General features: G+C 37.4%; 15 protein-coding genes and 2 pseudogenes. 16 read left to right on the top strand and 1 reads right to left on the bottom strand.

The window, feature by feature from the left end:
* Positions 1-61 precede the first annotated feature (61 nt).
* The 15 genes and pseudogenes from H3Z85_07235 (at position 62) to H3Z85_07165 (ending at position 11,791) form a co-directional block, all read left to right on the top strand.
* Positions 62-757, top strand: coding sequence for an NUDIX hydrolase (locus tag H3Z85_07235; protein ID QPQ53148.1), 696 nt, complete (start codon positions 62-64; stop codon positions 755-757).
* A gap of 291 nt (positions 758-1,048) precedes the next feature.
* Positions 1,049-1,591 (top strand): NADAR family protein, encoded by a 543-nt coding sequence (locus H3Z85_07230; protein QPQ53147.1) that lies wholly within the window; start codon positions 1,049-1,051, stop codon positions 1,589-1,591.
* 73 nt (positions 1,592-1,664) lie between these two features.
* A pseudogene (locus tag H3Z85_07225) lies at positions 1,665-2,020 on the top strand (hypothetical protein).
* Positions 2,001-2,855 carry a hypothetical protein gene (locus H3Z85_07220; GenBank protein QPQ53146.1) on the top strand — a complete coding sequence of 285 codons (855 nt, stop codon included), beginning with the start codon at positions 2,001-2,003 and terminating at the stop codon, positions 2,853-2,855. Before H3Z85_07225 ends, H3Z85_07220 begins: the two are co-directional and overlap by 20 nt.
* Positions 2,856-2,912: 57 nt before the next feature.
* On the top strand, positions 2,913-3,983 hold the full coding sequence (locus tag H3Z85_07215) for an adenylosuccinate synthetase (GenBank protein QPQ53145.1): 1,071 nt from the start codon (positions 2,913-2,915) through the stop codon (positions 3,981-3,983).
* A 61-nt stretch (positions 3,984-4,044) separates the two neighbouring features.
* Positions 4,045-4,521, top strand: a complete 477-nt coding sequence (locus tag H3Z85_07210; GenBank protein ID QPQ53144.1) for a macro domain-containing protein — start codon at positions 4,045-4,047, stop codon at positions 4,519-4,521.
* A gap of 11 nt (positions 4,522-4,532) precedes the next feature.
* Complete coding sequence (locus tag H3Z85_07205; protein QPQ53143.1) at positions 4,533-5,126, top strand: DUF4291 domain-containing protein; 594 nt, start codon at positions 4,533-4,535, stop codon at positions 5,124-5,126.
* 20 nt (positions 5,127-5,146) lie between these two features.
* Positions 5,147-5,560, top strand: coding sequence for an ADP-ribosylation/crystallin J1 (locus H3Z85_07200; GenBank protein ID QPQ53142.1), 414 nt, complete (start codon positions 5,147-5,149; stop codon positions 5,558-5,560).
* Positions 5,561-5,562: 2 nt separating this feature from the next.
* Entirely contained in the window at positions 5,563-6,378 is an 816-nt protein-coding gene (locus tag H3Z85_07195; GenBank protein ID QPQ53141.1) for a TIGR02452 family protein, read from the top strand.
* Complete coding sequence (locus H3Z85_07190) at positions 6,375-6,881, top strand: O-acetyl-ADP-ribose deacetylase (GenBank protein ID QPQ53140.1); 507 nt, start codon at positions 6,375-6,377, stop codon at positions 6,879-6,881. Before H3Z85_07195 ends, H3Z85_07190 begins: the two co-directional genes overlap by 4 nt.
* A gap of 4 nt (positions 6,882-6,885) precedes the next feature.
* On the top strand, positions 6,886-7,572 hold the full coding sequence (locus tag H3Z85_07185; GenBank protein ID QPQ53139.1) for an NAD-dependent deacylase: 687 nt from the start codon (positions 6,886-6,888) through the stop codon (positions 7,570-7,572).
* Complete coding sequence (locus H3Z85_07180) at positions 7,572-8,519, top strand: ADP-ribosylglycohydrolase family protein (protein ID QPQ53138.1); 948 nt, start codon at positions 7,572-7,574, stop codon at positions 8,517-8,519. The genes H3Z85_07185 and H3Z85_07180 overlap by 1 nt, the downstream gene beginning before the upstream one ends.
* 119 nt (positions 8,520-8,638) lie before the next feature.
* Positions 8,639-9,181, top strand: coding sequence for an RNA 2'-phosphotransferase (locus H3Z85_07175; protein ID QPQ53137.1), 543 nt, complete (start codon positions 8,639-8,641; stop codon positions 9,179-9,181).
* 2 nt (positions 9,182-9,183) lie between these two features.
* Positions 9,184-9,912, top strand: a complete 729-nt coding sequence (locus H3Z85_07170) for a serine/threonine protein phosphatase (protein QPQ53136.1) — start codon at positions 9,184-9,186, stop codon at positions 9,910-9,912.
* 154 nt (positions 9,913-10,066) lie between these two features.
* Positions 10,067-11,791, top strand: a pseudogene (locus H3Z85_07165) (hypothetical protein).
* Positions 11,792-11,859: 68 nt separating this feature from the next.
* Here H3Z85_07165 and H3Z85_07160 read toward each other — a convergent pair.
* Positions 11,860-12,741, bottom strand: coding sequence for a cupin-like domain-containing protein (locus tag H3Z85_07160; protein QPQ53135.1), 882 nt, complete (start codon positions 12,739-12,741; stop codon positions 11,860-11,862).
* 647 nt (positions 12,742-13,388) lie between these two features.
* On the opposite strand from H3Z85_07160, the gene H3Z85_07155 reads away from it, so the two are divergent.
* On the top strand, positions 13,389-16,100 hold the full coding sequence (locus H3Z85_07155) for a TonB-dependent receptor (protein QPQ53134.1): 2,712 nt from the start codon (positions 13,389-13,391) through the stop codon (positions 16,098-16,100).
* The last annotated feature ends 12 nt before the right edge of the window (positions 16,101-16,112 follow it).

The raw sequence follows: 16,112 nt of genomic DNA, 5'->3' as shown, positions 1-16,112 counted from the left end.
AAATTATTTTTTATTGTTGCGAGAAATTGTAATTTTGTGTATTCATAACGCAAAATAGTATATGGAGTCTTCCAAAAAATTACAAGACATAAAAGTGGCAGTAGATGCCGTTATCTTCGGATATTTTGATAAAAAAGATCTTCAGATTCTTTTAATCAAGAGGAATATAGAACCTTTTAAAGGAGGTTGGGCACTTCCCGGAGGTCTTGTTTTGGATGATGAAAACCTGGATGATGCAGTTAAAAGAGAATTATATGAAGAGGCCGGTATAAAGCCCGATTTTTTAGAACAACTCTATACATTTGGTAACGTAGGTCGCGACCCTCGAAACAGAGTGGTTTCCGTGGCTTATCTGGGGCTTGTCAACCCTTCTTATCATGAGCTCTTTGCAGACTCTGATGCAGAGGATGCCCAATGGTTCGGAATCAACAACCTGCCTTCACTGGCTTTTGATCATAAAAACATCATTGATCTTGCACTTAAAAGACTACGAACAAAAATCCAGTATCAACCGATCGGCTTTAACCTTCTTAATGAAGAATTTCCATTTTCAGACCTCGAAAATCTATATAAAACTATTGTGGGACAAGAAATCGACCGCAGGAATTTCCGGAAAAAAATTATGAGCTACGGACTTCTTAATGATACGAAAAATGTCAAAAAAGAAGGAAGTGGACGACCGGGGAAATTATTTACTTTCAACCAGGAAAAATATAAAGAACTAGAAGAAGAAGGATTCTATTTTGAAATCAAATAGTTCTTCTGTATAAGCTGTAGGGAATCTTTATCAAAGAACCACACATAATCATTGTGAAAATTAAATATCAATAGAAACAGACTTTAGCCCGTTTTTTTATACCATTACCTTCCATTGGCTTTAGCCAAAACATAAAGACAATCATTTATAGGTAATCATATGGTAATAAAATATTAATGTATTTTTATAAGCTGAATATCAGTCACTTATGTTTATAGTGTAAAATTAACGCAAATATAATTTGGTTAATAAAATGATATTCCTTTAAATTTGTGTCAAAATAACGCAATCATGAAATACACTATACAAAATATTACAGAACGTTTTCAGAAGAAAGAAAAACTTAAATTTCTTTTTTTCTGGGGGCATACTGTAAAAAATGAGATCAATAAATCATGTTTCAGCCAATGGTTTCCGATGAGGTTTCAGGAAGAAGGAGTTGTATATCACACAGCTGAACATTATATGATGGTTGGGAAAGCCAGGTTATTTAATGATCAGGAAAGCCTGGAAAAAATACGACAATCAGTCTCACCCAGTCAGGCGAAAAGCCTGGGAAGGAAAGTTAAAAACTTTGATCCGAAAATCTGGGATGAGCATAAGTATGATCTGGTAAAGAAAGGAAATTTTTTAAAGTTTTCTCAGAATACAAAATGTAAAGATTTCCTTTTATCAACAGGAGATAAAATCCTTGTAGAAGCAAGCCCGTACGACAGGATCTGGGGAATCGGAATGCTGGAAACCGATACAAGAGCAGAAAACCCTTTGCTTTGGAACGGAGAGAATCTTTTAGGCTTTGCTTTAATGGAAGTCAGGGATGAATTGAGAAAATAAAACACAAAAAGGACAGGATAAATCATGCTATTTTAAATTAGCGTAATATTAACACAAATAAATTCGCAAGAGTATGGAAACTGAACCAAGACCAAGATTCATCGAATCATTGAAAAGAAATAATGACCAGATAAGAGAAGACCGTGCCCGCACGATCGGAGAAGATTCAGAGCTCATCTACAGACGAAGGGTAGAAGATATCGAACTTATGATTAAAAGGTTTGAACGGGAACAGGAAGGGCTGATCGACATAAGCCCTTTGGACAGAAATAGTTTGACTTTCGCAGATTTCAACTCCGAAACATTTGTTCAGAAAGATATCGAACTGTCATTAAAGCTCAGAAATCTGAATATACAATTAGAAGTGACCAGAAAAGATTTGAATATTTATTTGGAAAAAAATATAGTTATGGGAAGTACAAGATATGATATAGACGCTCGCTATGACCGGGCAAGAAAAGCAGGTTACGGAACAAAATCCGCAGGAGAAATTTTTACCCAGAATGCCAAAAGGCAAGCCCATCCGTCGATGATTCCTCATGGTGTTGCTTTCAGAGAATCCAGAGATTCAGAAGTACATCCACATTCCGTCCCTATTATTCTGGGGTTGGACGTAACGGGAAGTATGGGACATATTCCTTACGAACTGATCAGAGAAGGATTACCAAAACTAATGGGAGGTATCATTCAGGGAGGCGTTCCGGATCCGGCTTTGCTTTTCCTTGGAATCGGGGATCACGAATGTGACAATTATCCACTACAGGTTGGACAATTTGAGTCCGGTGATGAAGAACTGGATATGTGGCTTACCAGAACCTATATTGAATCCGGAGGAGGAGGAAATGGAGGAGAAAGCTATCTTTTAGCCTGGTATTTTGCAGCTTTTCATACCAGAACAGATGCCTTTGAGAAAAGAAACCAAAAAGGAATTCTGTTTACCGTTGGAGACGAACCCTGCTTACAGGTATTACCGGCTTCTGCGATCAGGGAAATTATGGGATCCGGACAGCAAACCTACACCCATTTCGAATTGCTGCAAGAAGTTAAAAAGAAATATGAAGTTTATCACATCAGTGTTTTACATTCGGACCAGGCAGTAAGAGCAGACAGAGGATGGAAGGAGTTGTTGGGAGAAAACTGTATATCAATAGAAGATCACAGAGAAATCCCAAATGTTATCAAAGGAATTATCTGCGATATATATAAAAATCAAAATTCCGGAATGACCGGTCCTGATGGATTTGGCGCAATTCAAATGCTTTAAGTAATCGGGTAAAAGCATCTGAAGTTTATATTGGATTTAAAATTAAATAACTGTACAATGAAAAACGCACAAATAGTAATAGGATTAGGATTCGGTGACGAAGGAAAAGGAATCACAACTGACTTTCTTGCTCAACAAAATCCTGAAGCAGTAATAGTCAGATTTTCAGGAGGTCAGCAGGCCGCCCATACGGTGATGATCGATGACAGGAAGCATGTACACTCAAGCTACGCCAGCGGCGCACTGCGCGGTTTGCCTTCCTATTTCACAGAACATTGTACTGTTTATCCTGTGTTTTTGTTCAATGAAACTCAGGAGCTGATCGAAAAAGGAGGGAATACAGAACTGCATATTCACCCGTTGGCAAAGCTCACTACTCCCTTTGATGTCTGGCAAAACAGAACAAACATTAAAAATCTGGAGCACGGAACCTGTGGAAAGGGGATAGGAGCAACCATGAAAAGACAGGAAACTCCCTATAAATTATTTGCCATAGATCTAATAGCGCCAAGACCAATGCTCATAGAGAAGCTGAAAGGAATCGCCTACTATTACGGATTTATGGATGAAAGTGAAATTGAAGACATGCTGCATCCATTTTTAGAAGCGGTTGACGCTTTAGAGTGGAAAATACAAGATTACTCCTATCTGCAATTATTCGATCACTTGATTTTTGAAGGAAGCCAGGGAATTTTACTGGATATGGATCATGGGGTTTTTCCCAACGTGACCTATGCCAATACCACTTCAAAAAATGCTTTTCAAGTTTGTCAATATCTGGAAATTGAGGATATCGAAATGTATTATGTAACCAGAAGTTATGCCACGCGTCATGGAAACGGCTGGATGAGCAATGAAAAAGAGATAATTTTAAAAAACAATCAGGAAGAAACCTGTACCTTTAATGAATATCAGAAAGGTTTGAGGTTCGGTGATATAGATTATAAACTATTGAATTATGCGTTGACGTTAGACGGAGCTTATGTAAAAGGGACAAAGAAGAACCTGGTGGTAACCTGTCTTGATCAGATGGATGAAGAATTCAAATGGGAGAAACTAAAAATAAAATTCGATACCATTTTTGGATCCTGGTCACCTTATTCAAAAGATTTTAAAAGGCTGGTGTAATACTGAAATTTTGTAAGGAACAGAATAGTGATGAGGAACATAATGAATTAGATAGATAACGATGAAAACGATACAATATATAAAAGGAGATGCTACTGTTCCACAGGCAAAAGGAATGAAAATAATTGCCCATATCTGTAATGATCTGGGAGGCTGGGGAAAAGGTTTTGTACTGGCTGTTTCCAAAAGATGGGACAGTCCGGAAAAAGAATACAGAAACTGGCACCGGTTCAGAAGTGAAAATAATTTTGCCTTAGGGGAAATCCAGATGGTACAGGTTGAAAAATACATTTATGTAGCCAATATAATCGGGCAAAAAGGAATAAAAACCGGAAGTAACGCAGTCCCTGTTCGATATGATGCTATTGAAAAAGCTTTGGAAAAACTTTCTCATGAAGCTTTGCAGATCAATGCAAGTATTCATATGCCGAGAATCGGATGTGGATTGGCAGGAGGAAAATGGGAAGAGATAGAACCTATTATTGAAAGAACACTGCTTGCAAAGAATGTGGAGGTGTATGTATATGACTTTGAATAAATTTACAAGAAATGAAAGAATTTGAAATAAGAGCAGATTATAAAAATGAGACTCTCATCGTTTACCAGGCTTACAATAAAGCCATTGCACAATCAGCCGTTGAGAATCAGAAATTTTCAGCTCCGTTTTCATTCAACAGGATGACCTGGATAAAGCCTTCTTTTCTTTGGATGATGGAACGCAGTAACTATGGACAGAAATCCAATCAGGAATGTATTCTGGCAATACATATTAAAAGAGAAGCCTGGGAGAAGGCTTTAAGCAAAGCGATTCTTACTTCACCGGAAAAAAGAGTCTATCCCGACCCTCGAAATTGGGAAAAAGATTTTGAAAATGCAGAGATTTATGTGCAGTGGGATCCAGAAAGGAATATTAAAGGAACAAAACTGAATTACCGTTCCATTCAGGTCGGGATTAGCCGATCGCTGATTGAGGAATTTAATGAAGAATGGATTGTAAAAATAGAGGATTATACTCCTTTGGTTAAGAAAATCCTGAATCTTATTAAATCGGGAGAATTTGACAGGGCAAAGAAACTGCTGCCTGTAGAAAAAAACTATCCTCTGTCAAAAGAACTGGCTCTCAGAATTGGAGCCTCAGTGTAATACAAAAAAAGAAAAACATCATGAAAACAACAACACTATACAGACCGGTAGGAGAAAAAGAAATGATATTGATTATGGAAAGTGGATTTAAAAAATTTCCTCCAAGACTGGAATGGCAGCCCATTTTTTATCCTGTTCTTAACGAAGAATATGCTTCAGAGATTGCTGAAAAATGGAATACAAGAGACGAAGCCGGAAATTATCTTGGTTTTGTTACCCGGTTTGAGGTGTTGGAAGATGTAGCGAATCAATATCCTGTACAGAATGTCGGGGCCAGAAATCACAATGAATTATGGGTTCCTTCCGAAGAGCTGAACAGTTTTAATGAGGCGATTGTAGGCGATATCAAGGTAACCAAAGTATTTATAGGAAATGATTGTAAGAAAGCCGGGAATACTGGATTGGAAAACCTTATATTAAACATAAAAAACTAATAATGACAAATAAAGGAATGGCAAAAGATACTTTAGATATCCTTGCCAAGAAATATTATATCAACGAATATAACGAGAAAATAAATATAGAAAACGAGCTGGAAATCAGTAAAAAAGAAACCACTCTTTTCACTCCGGAACAGCTTTCGGAAATAGCAGAATCCTCATTGCCGGAAACTGCTTTTGAAACACGTTTTGAAACAAGGAACTGCAGTTCTTTAAAAGCAATCTTAGAATTGGCTGAAGAAGAAAACCAGGAAAAACTCATGTGTCTGAACTTCGCTTCGGCAAAAAATCCCGGAGGTGGCTTTATCAATGGTGCGGAAGCACAGGAAGAAAGTCTGGCAAGAACATCCGGATTGTATGAAAGTCTGCTGCAGGCATGGGATTATTACACGATTCATCGCGCAATGGAATCCTGTTTTTATACAGACACGATGATTTACAGCCCGAAAGTTCCGGTGTTCCGTAAAGATAAAGGAGACTTGCTGCCTACACCGGTTCTGTGTAATTTCATTACTTCTCCGGCAGTTAATGCTGGAGTGGTAAAACGCCAGGAACCTGGAAGAGAACATGAAATTCTACCTGCCATGGATGTCAGAATGAATAAAATGCTTTCGCTGGCTTTACATGAAGGAAATGAGGTGCTGATTTTAGGAGCATGGGGCTGTGGAGTGTTTAGAAATGATCCAAAAGAAATTGCAGGATTGTTTAAAAAACATCTTCAGGGGAAATACAAAAATAAATTTAAAAAAGTGGTTTTTGCAGTGCTTACAAAGAACGAAGAAATGTTGAAGCCATTTGAAGAAATTTTATGAAAATTGAATTAATAAAAGGAGACATCACAAAAATCCAAACTGATGTGATTGTCAATGCTGCCAACTCATCCTTACTTGGCGGTGGCGGAGTAGACGGAGCAATTCACAGAGCAGGAGGTCCAGAAATAGTGGAAGAATGCAGAGAGATTAGAAACAGACAGGGCAAGTGCAATACCGGAGAAGCTGTAGTAACTGGTGCGGGAAACCTTCCTGCAAAATATGTTATTCATACCGTAGGTCCGGTTTGGAATGGTCATGCAGAAAAAGTATCAAAACTGCTGGCAGACTGTTATTATAATTCATTGAAATTAGCAGAAAGCCTTGGTGTGAAAACCATTGCTTTTCCCAATATCAGTACAGGCATATATAGATTTCCAAAAGATCTGGCAGGGAAAATTGCTGTAGATGAGGTCAGAAATTTTAGGTCAGATATCATTGAGAAAGTTATTTTTGTTTGCTTTGATGATGAAAATGAAATGATTTATAAAAAACTATTAGATTAAACCAATGAAAAAACTAACCATATTAAGCGGTGCCGGAATCAGTGCCGAAAGCGGAATACAAACTTTCCGAGACGGAGACGGTCTGTGGGAAAATCATAATGTAACGGATGTGGCAAGTCCGGAAGGCTGGAGAAAAGACAGAGCTCTGGTCCTTGAATTTTACAACCAGAGAAGACGCCAGCTTCACGAAGTACAGCCCAACGAAGCTCATCACTTACTGGCAGAGCTGGAAAAACATTTCGATGTTCAGATCATTACTCAAAATATTGATGACCTGCACGAAAGAGCAGGATCTACCCATATTCTTCATATTCACGGAGAACTGTTCAAATCATGCTCATGCAACAATAAAAACCTGATTTATGACCAAAAAGAGGATATCAATATAGGTGATAAGGCAGAAGACGGAGCCCAGTTAAGACCTTTTATCGTGTGGTTCGGGGAAGATGTTCCTTTATATCAGACAGCAAGAGAAATCGTGAAAGAAGCCGATATTTTATTGGTAATCGGGACATCATTGCAGGTATATCCCGCTGCCGGATTAATTCATGATATTAAAGATGATTGTCTTTTAATCGTGATCAATCCAAATGAAACGGGTTTTGGATACGGACAAAGGGCTGTAGTGATGAAGGAGACCGCAACTCAGGGTATGAAGCTTCTGTTTGATAAATTAATTGATCTTGCCTGATGAAAAATAAAGTAAAAGGTGGAATCATGGGTGTTTGCATTGGCGATGCTCTCGGAGTTCCGGTAGAATTTAAAAGCAGGGAGTATTTGAAAAAATTTCCTGTTACCACCATGCAGGAATTCGGATCACACCATCAGCCTAAGGGAACCTGGAGTGATGACAGTTCAATGACCCTTTGTCTTGCAGAAGAATTGACTAAAGGCTATGATTTGGAGAAGATCGGCCAAAGCTTTGTACAATGGGTAAAATTCGGACACTGGACAGCCCATGGAAGGCTTTTCGATATTGGCAATACTACAAGGGAAGCAATTGGAAGATTAATCAGAGGAGAAAGTGCAGAATTTTCAGGAAACGTTTTTGAAGAGGATAATGGAAATGGCTCTTTGATGAGAATTCTTCCTTTGGCTTTTTACCTCAAAGATGAAGAAGATCTTGAAAAACTCCATAAAACGGTAAAAGAAGTTTCAACAATTACCCATGGGCATTTCCGCTCTGTTTTTGCGTGTTTTGTATATGTACTATTTGCCATTCAGCTGATGAAAGGAAAAAGCAAAGCAGAAGCCTATAAGTATATGCAGGATATAGCTTTGGAATATGCAGAAAAACAGCATTTTAGCATAAATGAGGTTGAACGTTTTCAGCGGGTTTTAAAATATGATATTTCAACATATTCTGAAGCTGAAATCAAAAGCGGAGGTTATGTCCTGCACAGCTTAGAAGCTTCTTTATGGTGTTTCTTAAATTCAGAGAGCTATTCAGAAGCAGTATTAAAGGCTGTAAATCTGGGCGAAGATACTGATACCACAGGAGCCGTTACAGGAGGGTTAGCAGGTATTTTTTACGGATTTGAAAATATCCCTCAGGAATGGATTAGTGAATTGGCCAGGAAAGATGATATTGAGAAGCTGTCCGGAAAACTTAACCATAAATACGGTGTAATCAAATGAAATCTCTGCTAAAAATGCTTACCGAGATCTTTTCCGGGAAGCATTGTAAAAACAGTACTCAAAATGAATTTTTACGGAAATTCGCCTGAAATGTATAACACTTAATAAAAAAACAAATCATGAACGAAATAGAAAAGAAAAAGATAAGTAAATTTTTAAGCCTTATTTTAAGGCACCAGCCTGAAAGTATCGGATTAATACTCGATGAAAACGGCTGGACCCATGTAGACGAACTGAGGGCAAAATCAGCCTTGAAAAGGATGTTTTTTTCCTTTGACGAATTAGAGGAAGTGGTTGAAACCAACAATAAAAAGAGATTCGCTTTTAATGATGACAAAACAAAAATCAGGGCCAGCCAGGGCCATTCAATTGATATAGACCTTGCTTTAAAGGCACAGCAACCTCCCGATTATCTGTATCACGGAACGGCGGAAACTAATATTGTATCTATTTTAGGGAAAGGAATAGAAAAAAGAAACCGTCAGCATGTACACTTAAGTGCTGATAAAGAGACGGCTACAAAGGTCGGGATGAGGCATGGCAAGCCTGTGATCCTTACGGTCCGGACGGGAAAAATGTATGAAGACGGATTGCCTTTCTATCTTTCAGCAAACGGAGTTTGGCTGACTGATTTTGTAGATCCACAATATATTTCAAAATAAAAATGAAAAGAACGTTAGTAGTAGGCGATATCCACGGAGGATTTAAAGCTTTGCAGCAAATTTTTGAACGGGCGGGAGTCACCTCCCAAGACCAATTGATCTTTTTGGGAGATTATGTAGACGGTTGGAGTCAATCTTCAGACATTATCCGTTTTTTAATAGAAGTATCCGAAAATCAAGACTGTATTTTCATTAAAGGAAACCATGATGCGTGGTGTGAAGAATGGCTTTTCATGGAGCAGGCTCCTGATATCTGGCTTTCCAATGGTGGAAGAAGTACTGTGGAAAGTTATACCGGTTATTCACAGGAGGAAAAAAACCTTCATCTTGAATTTTTTCAAAAAATGAAAAATTATCATGTAGATGATCAGAACAGGTTGTTTATTCATGCTGGCTTTGCATCCATGCATGGACCCGGGAAAGAAGTATATTCAAGCAACTACCGGTGGGACAGGACATTGTGGGAAACAGCCGTTGCCATGGATAGGAAACTGGCGAAAAATTCAGCATTATATCCTAAAAGACTGCTTTTATATAACGAAATATTCATCGGGCATACTCCTACACTCGATATAGGAATACCAACCCCGGTTCATAAAGCCAATATATGGAATATGGATACGGGAGCAGCCTATACCGGAGCTTTGTCTGTCATGGATATCAATACCAATGAGTTTTGGCAAAGTGATCCGCTTCCGTTTCTGTACCCCAATGAAAAGGGAAGGAACTGAGAAAATGAAAGAGCAAATCACGATCCGAATATCAGCCTGACAGTTTTCAGAAACATGTTAGGACTTTTCATACAAAGAGATGTTGTATTTTCATTATTTCGCTTTTTTGCATGAATGATATTAACTATTTTTAAATCCGGAAAATAAAATATCAATGAAACTGAAATATCTTCTGCTGTTTGTAAGCTCTTCCCTGGTTTTTGGACAAAAATCTTTTCAGACCCCCTTTCGAAAAAGGCAATGGAAATCAAACCGTTACGTACGATCAGATGAATGCCTACTATGAGGAACTGGCGAAAAACTTCAATACCATTCAATATCTTAAAAAAGGAGAGGATGATAACGGAAAACCCATTTATGTAGTGGTTTATAACCCATTTCCCGAAAAAGACCTTCAAAAGCTGAGAAAAAATAAAGCAGTTCTTTTCGTCAATAACGGAATACACCCGGGGAACCTGACGGAATTGATGCAACAATGATGCTGATGAGAGATCTGGCCACTAAAAAAATTCAGACCCCGCAAAATTTTGTCATCGCCGCCATTTCGGCTTATAATATCAGCGGAATGCTCAACAGGGGTTCTCACTCAAGAGCCAATCAGAATGGTCCTGAACAATATGGTTTCAGGGGGAACGCAAGAAATTATGACCTGAACAGAGACTTTATCAAGGCGGATTCTAAAAATGCCAGAAGCTTCCAGGAAATTTATCAATGGCTGAAACCTGATGTTTTTATTGATAATCATGTAAGCAATGGAGCAGATTATCAATATACATTTACTTATATTTCAACATTTAAAGAGCGCCTTGGGAATACATTAGGAAGCTATTTCTATGACGAATACCAGGCAAAAAATCTTGAAGAAATGAAGAAGCTCGGTTATGAAAGTACCCCTTACGTAAATATTCACGGAGATATTCCTGAAATTGGTTTTGCTGCCTTTGAAGATTCTCCCAGGTACTCTACCGGATATACTTCTCTTTTCAACTCTCTGGGAACCGTTCCTGAAACGCACATGTTGAAACCTTATGACAAAAGAGTAGATGCCACTTACAAATACATGCTCGTCAACCTTAAAAACCTGGATCAGGACTATCATAAAATCAAACAATTGCGCCTTGATAACCTGAAACAGTACCAGGCAGGAAAACAATATGGAATTCGCTGGAAAATAGATTCTACAAGATTCACTACCATGGATTTTAAGGGATATGAAGGGAAATATAAGCCAAGTGAAATTTCAGGAAAACCCCGGCTGTATTACGATAGAAATAAACCGTTTACAAAAAATATAAAACTCTTTACCACTGCAGTTCCGACCGGATATATCAGCATTCCGAAATATTATGTAATCCCACAGTCCCAGTATAGGGTTATTGAAGAATTCAGAAGAAATCAGATTGAGATGAAGCCGCTTAAACAAGACAGTATGATGGCGGTACAATCCTATAAAATAAAGGATTTTAAAACAGCAAAAAATCCTTACGAAGGGCATTATATTCACTACGAAACAACTGTAGAGTCCACAGACAGAAGACTGAGTTTCTCTGCAGGTGATTATTTGGTTTCCACGAATCAGCCCGGTGTAAAATATATTATAGAAACACTTGAGCCTGAAGCATTAGACTCATTTTTTAACTGGAATTTTTTCGATGGAATTCTGGCACAGAAAGAATATTATTCAGCCTATATTTTTGAAGATACCGCTGCTGAATTACTTAAAAAGGACAAAGGATTAAAAGAGGCCTTTGAAGCAGCCAAGGCAGCAGATAAAAAATTGTCTGAAAGCGGAGAGGCTCAATTGGATTGGGTCTACAGGCATTCTCCTTATTTTGAAGAAAAAACATTCCGGCAGTATCCGGTGTACAGAGTGCTGTAAAATGTTGAAATATTGACCTTTAAACTGTCAATAAAAAAGACGTTTCAAACCGAAACGTCTTTTATTATTTATCTTGGCAAGCCTCTTTGTAAGGCAATTTCTGCCCTTTTGATAGCCATTTTCTCTTTCCACTCCATGTATTTGCCTTTGAAATTTGATTTCATCACGTCATCAAATTTACGCTGTACAGTAAGATTCCACAAAGAATGTGCTTTTACAGCCCATGATTTGTCCCAGGCTCTTAATGAAATAGAGAAGCTTCCGTCAAGGTATTTCATCCAGTGCCACCACCCTGTCGGCATAAACAGAGTATCCCCGTGTTCAAGGAAACACTCGATACCTTCTACACCATCCAAAGCGGGAAATTTTGTAAAATCAGGATTTTCAATATCGTAATCTTCCAGAGCATAGGTCGCATAAGGAATCTGATACAGCCTTTCTCTCCATTTGTAATCAAAAAGAAGAATATGCTTTCTTCCGTTGAAGTGTGTATGGAAAATATGTGCCATATCGATGTCGAAGTGAAGGAATGTTACTGATCCTTTTCCTCCGAAAAACATGTTGGGATATTTATCTAAAAAGCCTCCCATTAATTCTTTTGGAGCAATATAATCTTCCAGAAGTTTCGGAGCATATTTTATAGGGTCAAAAAGGAAAATTCTCAGGTCGGTAGGTTCCCTTTGGATAAGGTCTATATAATCTCCGAATTTCATTTTTGCAGCCGATGCATTGATAGGGGCTGCAGGATCAGCTTTGGAACTATCATATAACGGGACCTCCACATCTCCTACTACCTCTTTCATGTATTCCATCGTCCATTTTTGGTATGCAGGCCAGTTTTTTGCCATGTTCCTGATGACAACGGGCCTTCTTGGCTTTAGATATTTTTCGAAGAATTCCTCTTTAGAAATATCATCTACAACATCTATAGGCTTTAAATTTATTCCCATTTTTGTAAATTTTATGTTACAAAATTATTAAATATATATTTATAAACCAGCGTTTAATTTTCTTTTAATCTATGATTCAAATCAGATTTAACTATTCAAAATGGTTACAAATACTAAAATTTTGTGCATATCTCTAAGCATTATTGTACAAATAAAACACCCTGTAATAAAATTACAGGGCAAAAACACAATTGAGATGAATAAAAATCCATTCTGATACAAAAGTATTGCTTTTAATTAAATCCTATAGTCCTGTAATTGTTGATAAAATCAACACAAACAGAGAGATAAATGATAATAATTAAATGTATTGGGAGGTAATTTTAATTATAGTTTGGAAAAATGGAAATCGACAAAATTTTATTAATTTTTGGAAATAATGTATTTTTTTTGTATTTATATTAACTTCTTGTAAATGTGGTTTTTATAAATTTATTATTTCATTAATTTGTGATTTTGATGGCTGGGAACGAAGGGCTTTTTAATCAAATTTTAAAAGGAAAGCCCGATTTCCTATTTCCCACTGCTTTACAAAAAATATAACTATTTTTATAGGGATATTGATTTAACTTTTAACGATAAAACAGATCTTTAAAAAAAGTGTAACGAAAAACAATAATGATTAACTAATTGGGCAAATAATAACTATGAAAAAAATTATTTCTTTATTTCTGGTATTTTTCTTCAGTATACTGACTTTGGCACAAAAAACTGTTTCAGGAAAGATCACCGATGATGATGGGGTAGCAATACCAAGTGCAAGTGTTACCATCGAAGAGCCGGGTAAAGATGCAATTTTAGCGTACGCCATTACCAATTCTAAAGGTGAATACAAAGTAACCTTCACATCAGGAGAAGCTAATGTAGACCTGAAAGTGAAAGCTTTCAACCAAAAATCTGTCATCAGACAGATCAGCAACAGTGATCAGACCCTGAACTTTAAAATGCAGTCTGAAGCTACAGAAATAAAGGAAGTCCAGTTAAAAACCAAAATGATTACCGCCAGAGGAGATACTATTTCTTATGACCTTAAAGCCTTCAACAGTAAAAACGACAGAACACTGGCAGATGTTATGCGAAAAATTCCTGGGATTGAAGTGAATAAAGACGGAACGATCCTCTATCAGGGAAATGCAATCAATAAATTTTATGTCAACGGAAAAGACCTTATGGAAGGTGGATACGGTACCATCAACAACTCACTTCCCAAAGATGCCGTACAGAAAGTGGAAGTATTGGAAAACCACCAGCCTGTAAAAATTCTTCAGGACAAAGTTCCTTCGGACCAGGCAGCCATCAATATTAAGCTTAAAAACTCCGTAACGATGACGGGAAGAGGAGAAGTGGGAACCGGTTTTGGAGATCCCTGGCTCTGGAATGTAAAATTAACACCTATGTTTTTTGGGCAGAAAAGCCAATGGGTTGTCAATTACAAAACCAATAATATGGGTGAACAGGTAGAAAGTGAGGGAAATATTCTTGCATTTGGAAGCAGCTGGGAAGGAAAAAGAACCAATATTTCCCAGAATAACTGGTTAAGCGTAGAAAATGCCAGCACACCGGACCTTCCGGTAAAAAGATACCTGATGAACAGTGTTCATTACCTATCTGCCAACTATCTTACCAACATCGATAAAAAGAAAGAATGGGAACTGAAAGCAAATGCCAACTATACCAATAATGCAGTAGAAAGAGAATCGAACAGTATCAACACTGATATCCAGCAGGGAACTCAGTATAACACCAGATTTTTGAATAATTTTTATACAGATAAATTAAAAGGAGAATTGATATTTACTAAAAATGCAAAAAAAGGGTTCTTTAAAAATACAACCACATTTTCTCAGTTTTGGAATGCAGACAGAGCCTTTGCAGAAAGAAATGATAAAACGGGCTACAGGTATGGAAATGAAGCCCTGGAATCACCAACTTCTTCTTTTCAAAACTCTTTAAGCACGATCATTCCGTGGAAGGAGAAAATGGTAAATCTAAAATCATATATCAGTTACCAAAACGATAAACAAGTATTAGAAATATCACCGGCCAATTATCTGCAGTTTCCCTATAAAGAAAAAGATAGTACTAAACTTACAACGATTAAATTTGCACCCGGTAGTAGTGCTTTGCAGACGTTCAGAATCAAAAGCCTGGATACGTCGCATTCTGCAAATATCAGTTTTTCAACGAAAGGCTGGACGTTTACTCCGCAAGTCGGAATTGATTTCTCCACAGATAAGCTGACAACCAATTTTGACGGGGCAACGATCAATAACAGCCCGGATTTTACCAGCCCTGCATATGAGAATGATCTTAAATTTACAAGAGTCAATCCATCTGCCTCACTGGGAATCAATTATAAATCTGAAGCCTGGATGTTATTTTCTAATTTTCCGGTCAACTTTAACAATATTAAAGCAGAAGATCCACTCAGAAATGTTTCAAAATCTTTGAATAAGGTGACATTTACACCTAATATTTTTGCCCAGTATTCCTTTGCTTCTTTCTTTAAAGCCAGTATGAGCGGAAGTATCAGCAACAACTTCGGGGATATTCAAACCGCTTACGCCGGATATATATTAACCAGCCCCGGAGGATTTAATGTAATGGATCCTAAAAACCCTATACCACAAACGAATACCAAAAGCGGAGGGCTGAGGCTCGAGTATAGAAATCCGTTAAATAATCTATTCTTCAATGCGGGTTACAGGTTAAGTGATGTCAAAAATAATTTATTGGCCTCCAGTGCAGTCAATGAACTGGGATTTAGCGTTATCGAATATATTGAACGTGAAAATAAAAGGACAAGTAATGCTTATTATGCAGAAATCGGAAAGTATTTTCCTAAATTTAAAACAAATGCTTCCGTAACCTTTAATACTACAGACTCAAAGTCCCAATCCAGAAGAAATAATGAAGACATCAATACAAAGAACAATGCCAATACGTTAGGGTTTAAGTTCAATAATACCTATTTCTCATGGATGAGTGTAGATTTTAATATGACAAAATCCTGGAATAAGCAATCTAACGGAATTATTCAGAATGATCTTGGAAAAACGGAAGGGTACACCCATAATTTAAATGTATTCTTTTATCCGCTGGAGAACCATACCATCGGCTTTTATTGGGACCAGATCAATTCAAAATTAGGAAATACAAAATTAAACAACGGCTTCTTTGATGTATCCTATCAATTCAGCTGGGCCAAGAAAAAAGTTGATTTTGAGCTTAAATGGATGAATATTGCAGACAGAAAAGTATTTGAAAGAATCACTGTTGGCGATGCAACCGTTACCCAAACAACAATGCAGCTTCGTCCAAGTCAGGTGATGTTTACTGTAAAGTTCAATTTTAAATAAAAAAAACCAATC

Source organism: Chryseobacterium indologenes (assembly GCA_016025055.1).
In the GTDB taxonomy this organism is placed as follows: domain Bacteria; phylum Bacteroidota; class Bacteroidia; order Flavobacteriales; family Weeksellaceae; genus Chryseobacterium; species Chryseobacterium indologenes.
Note: the sequence above shows the minus strand (reverse complement) of the source record. Positions and strands in the feature narration are given on the sequence as shown.

What these genes read in the sequence shown, in the direction of transcription:
- H3Z85_07235 (QPQ53148.1), top strand. Translation starts at nt 62, where the DNA reads ATGGAGTCTTCCAAAAAATTACAAGACATAAAAGTGGCAGTAGATGCC.
- H3Z85_07230 (QPQ53147.1), top strand. Translation starts at nt 1,049, where the DNA reads ATGAAATACACTATACAAAATATTACAGAACGTTTTCAGAAGAAAGAA.
- H3Z85_07220 (QPQ53146.1), top strand. Translation starts at nt 2,001, where the DNA reads ATGGGAAGTACAAGATATGATATAGACGCTCGCTATGACCGGGCAAGA.
- H3Z85_07215 (QPQ53145.1), top strand. Translation starts at nt 2,913, where the DNA reads ATGAAAAACGCACAAATAGTAATAGGATTAGGATTCGGTGACGAAGGA.
- H3Z85_07210 (QPQ53144.1), top strand. Translation starts at nt 4,045, where the DNA reads ATGAAAACGATACAATATATAAAAGGAGATGCTACTGTTCCACAGGCA.
- H3Z85_07205 (QPQ53143.1), top strand. Translation starts at nt 4,533, where the DNA reads ATGAAAGAATTTGAAATAAGAGCAGATTATAAAAATGAGACTCTCATC.
- H3Z85_07200 (QPQ53142.1), top strand. Translation starts at nt 5,147, where the DNA reads ATGAAAACAACAACACTATACAGACCGGTAGGAGAAAAAGAAATGATA.
- H3Z85_07195 (QPQ53141.1), top strand. Translation starts at nt 5,563, where the DNA reads ATGACAAATAAAGGAATGGCAAAAGATACTTTAGATATCCTTGCCAAG.
- H3Z85_07190 (QPQ53140.1), top strand. Translation starts at nt 6,375, where the DNA reads ATGAAAATTGAATTAATAAAAGGAGACATCACAAAAATCCAAACTGAT.
- H3Z85_07185 (QPQ53139.1), top strand. Translation starts at nt 6,886, where the DNA reads ATGAAAAAACTAACCATATTAAGCGGTGCCGGAATCAGTGCCGAAAGC.
- H3Z85_07180 (QPQ53138.1), top strand. Translation starts at nt 7,572, where the DNA reads ATGAAAAATAAAGTAAAAGGTGGAATCATGGGTGTTTGCATTGGCGAT.
- H3Z85_07175 (QPQ53137.1), top strand. Translation starts at nt 8,639, where the DNA reads ATGAACGAAATAGAAAAGAAAAAGATAAGTAAATTTTTAAGCCTTATT.
- H3Z85_07170 (QPQ53136.1), top strand. Translation starts at nt 9,184, where the DNA reads ATGAAAAGAACGTTAGTAGTAGGCGATATCCACGGAGGATTTAAAGCT.
- H3Z85_07160 (QPQ53135.1), bottom strand. Translation starts at nt 12,741, where the DNA reads ATGGGAATAAATTTAAAGCCTATAGATGTTGTAGATGATATTTCTAAA.
- H3Z85_07155 (QPQ53134.1), top strand. Translation starts at nt 13,389, where the DNA reads ATGAAAAAAATTATTTCTTTATTTCTGGTATTTTTCTTCAGTATACTG.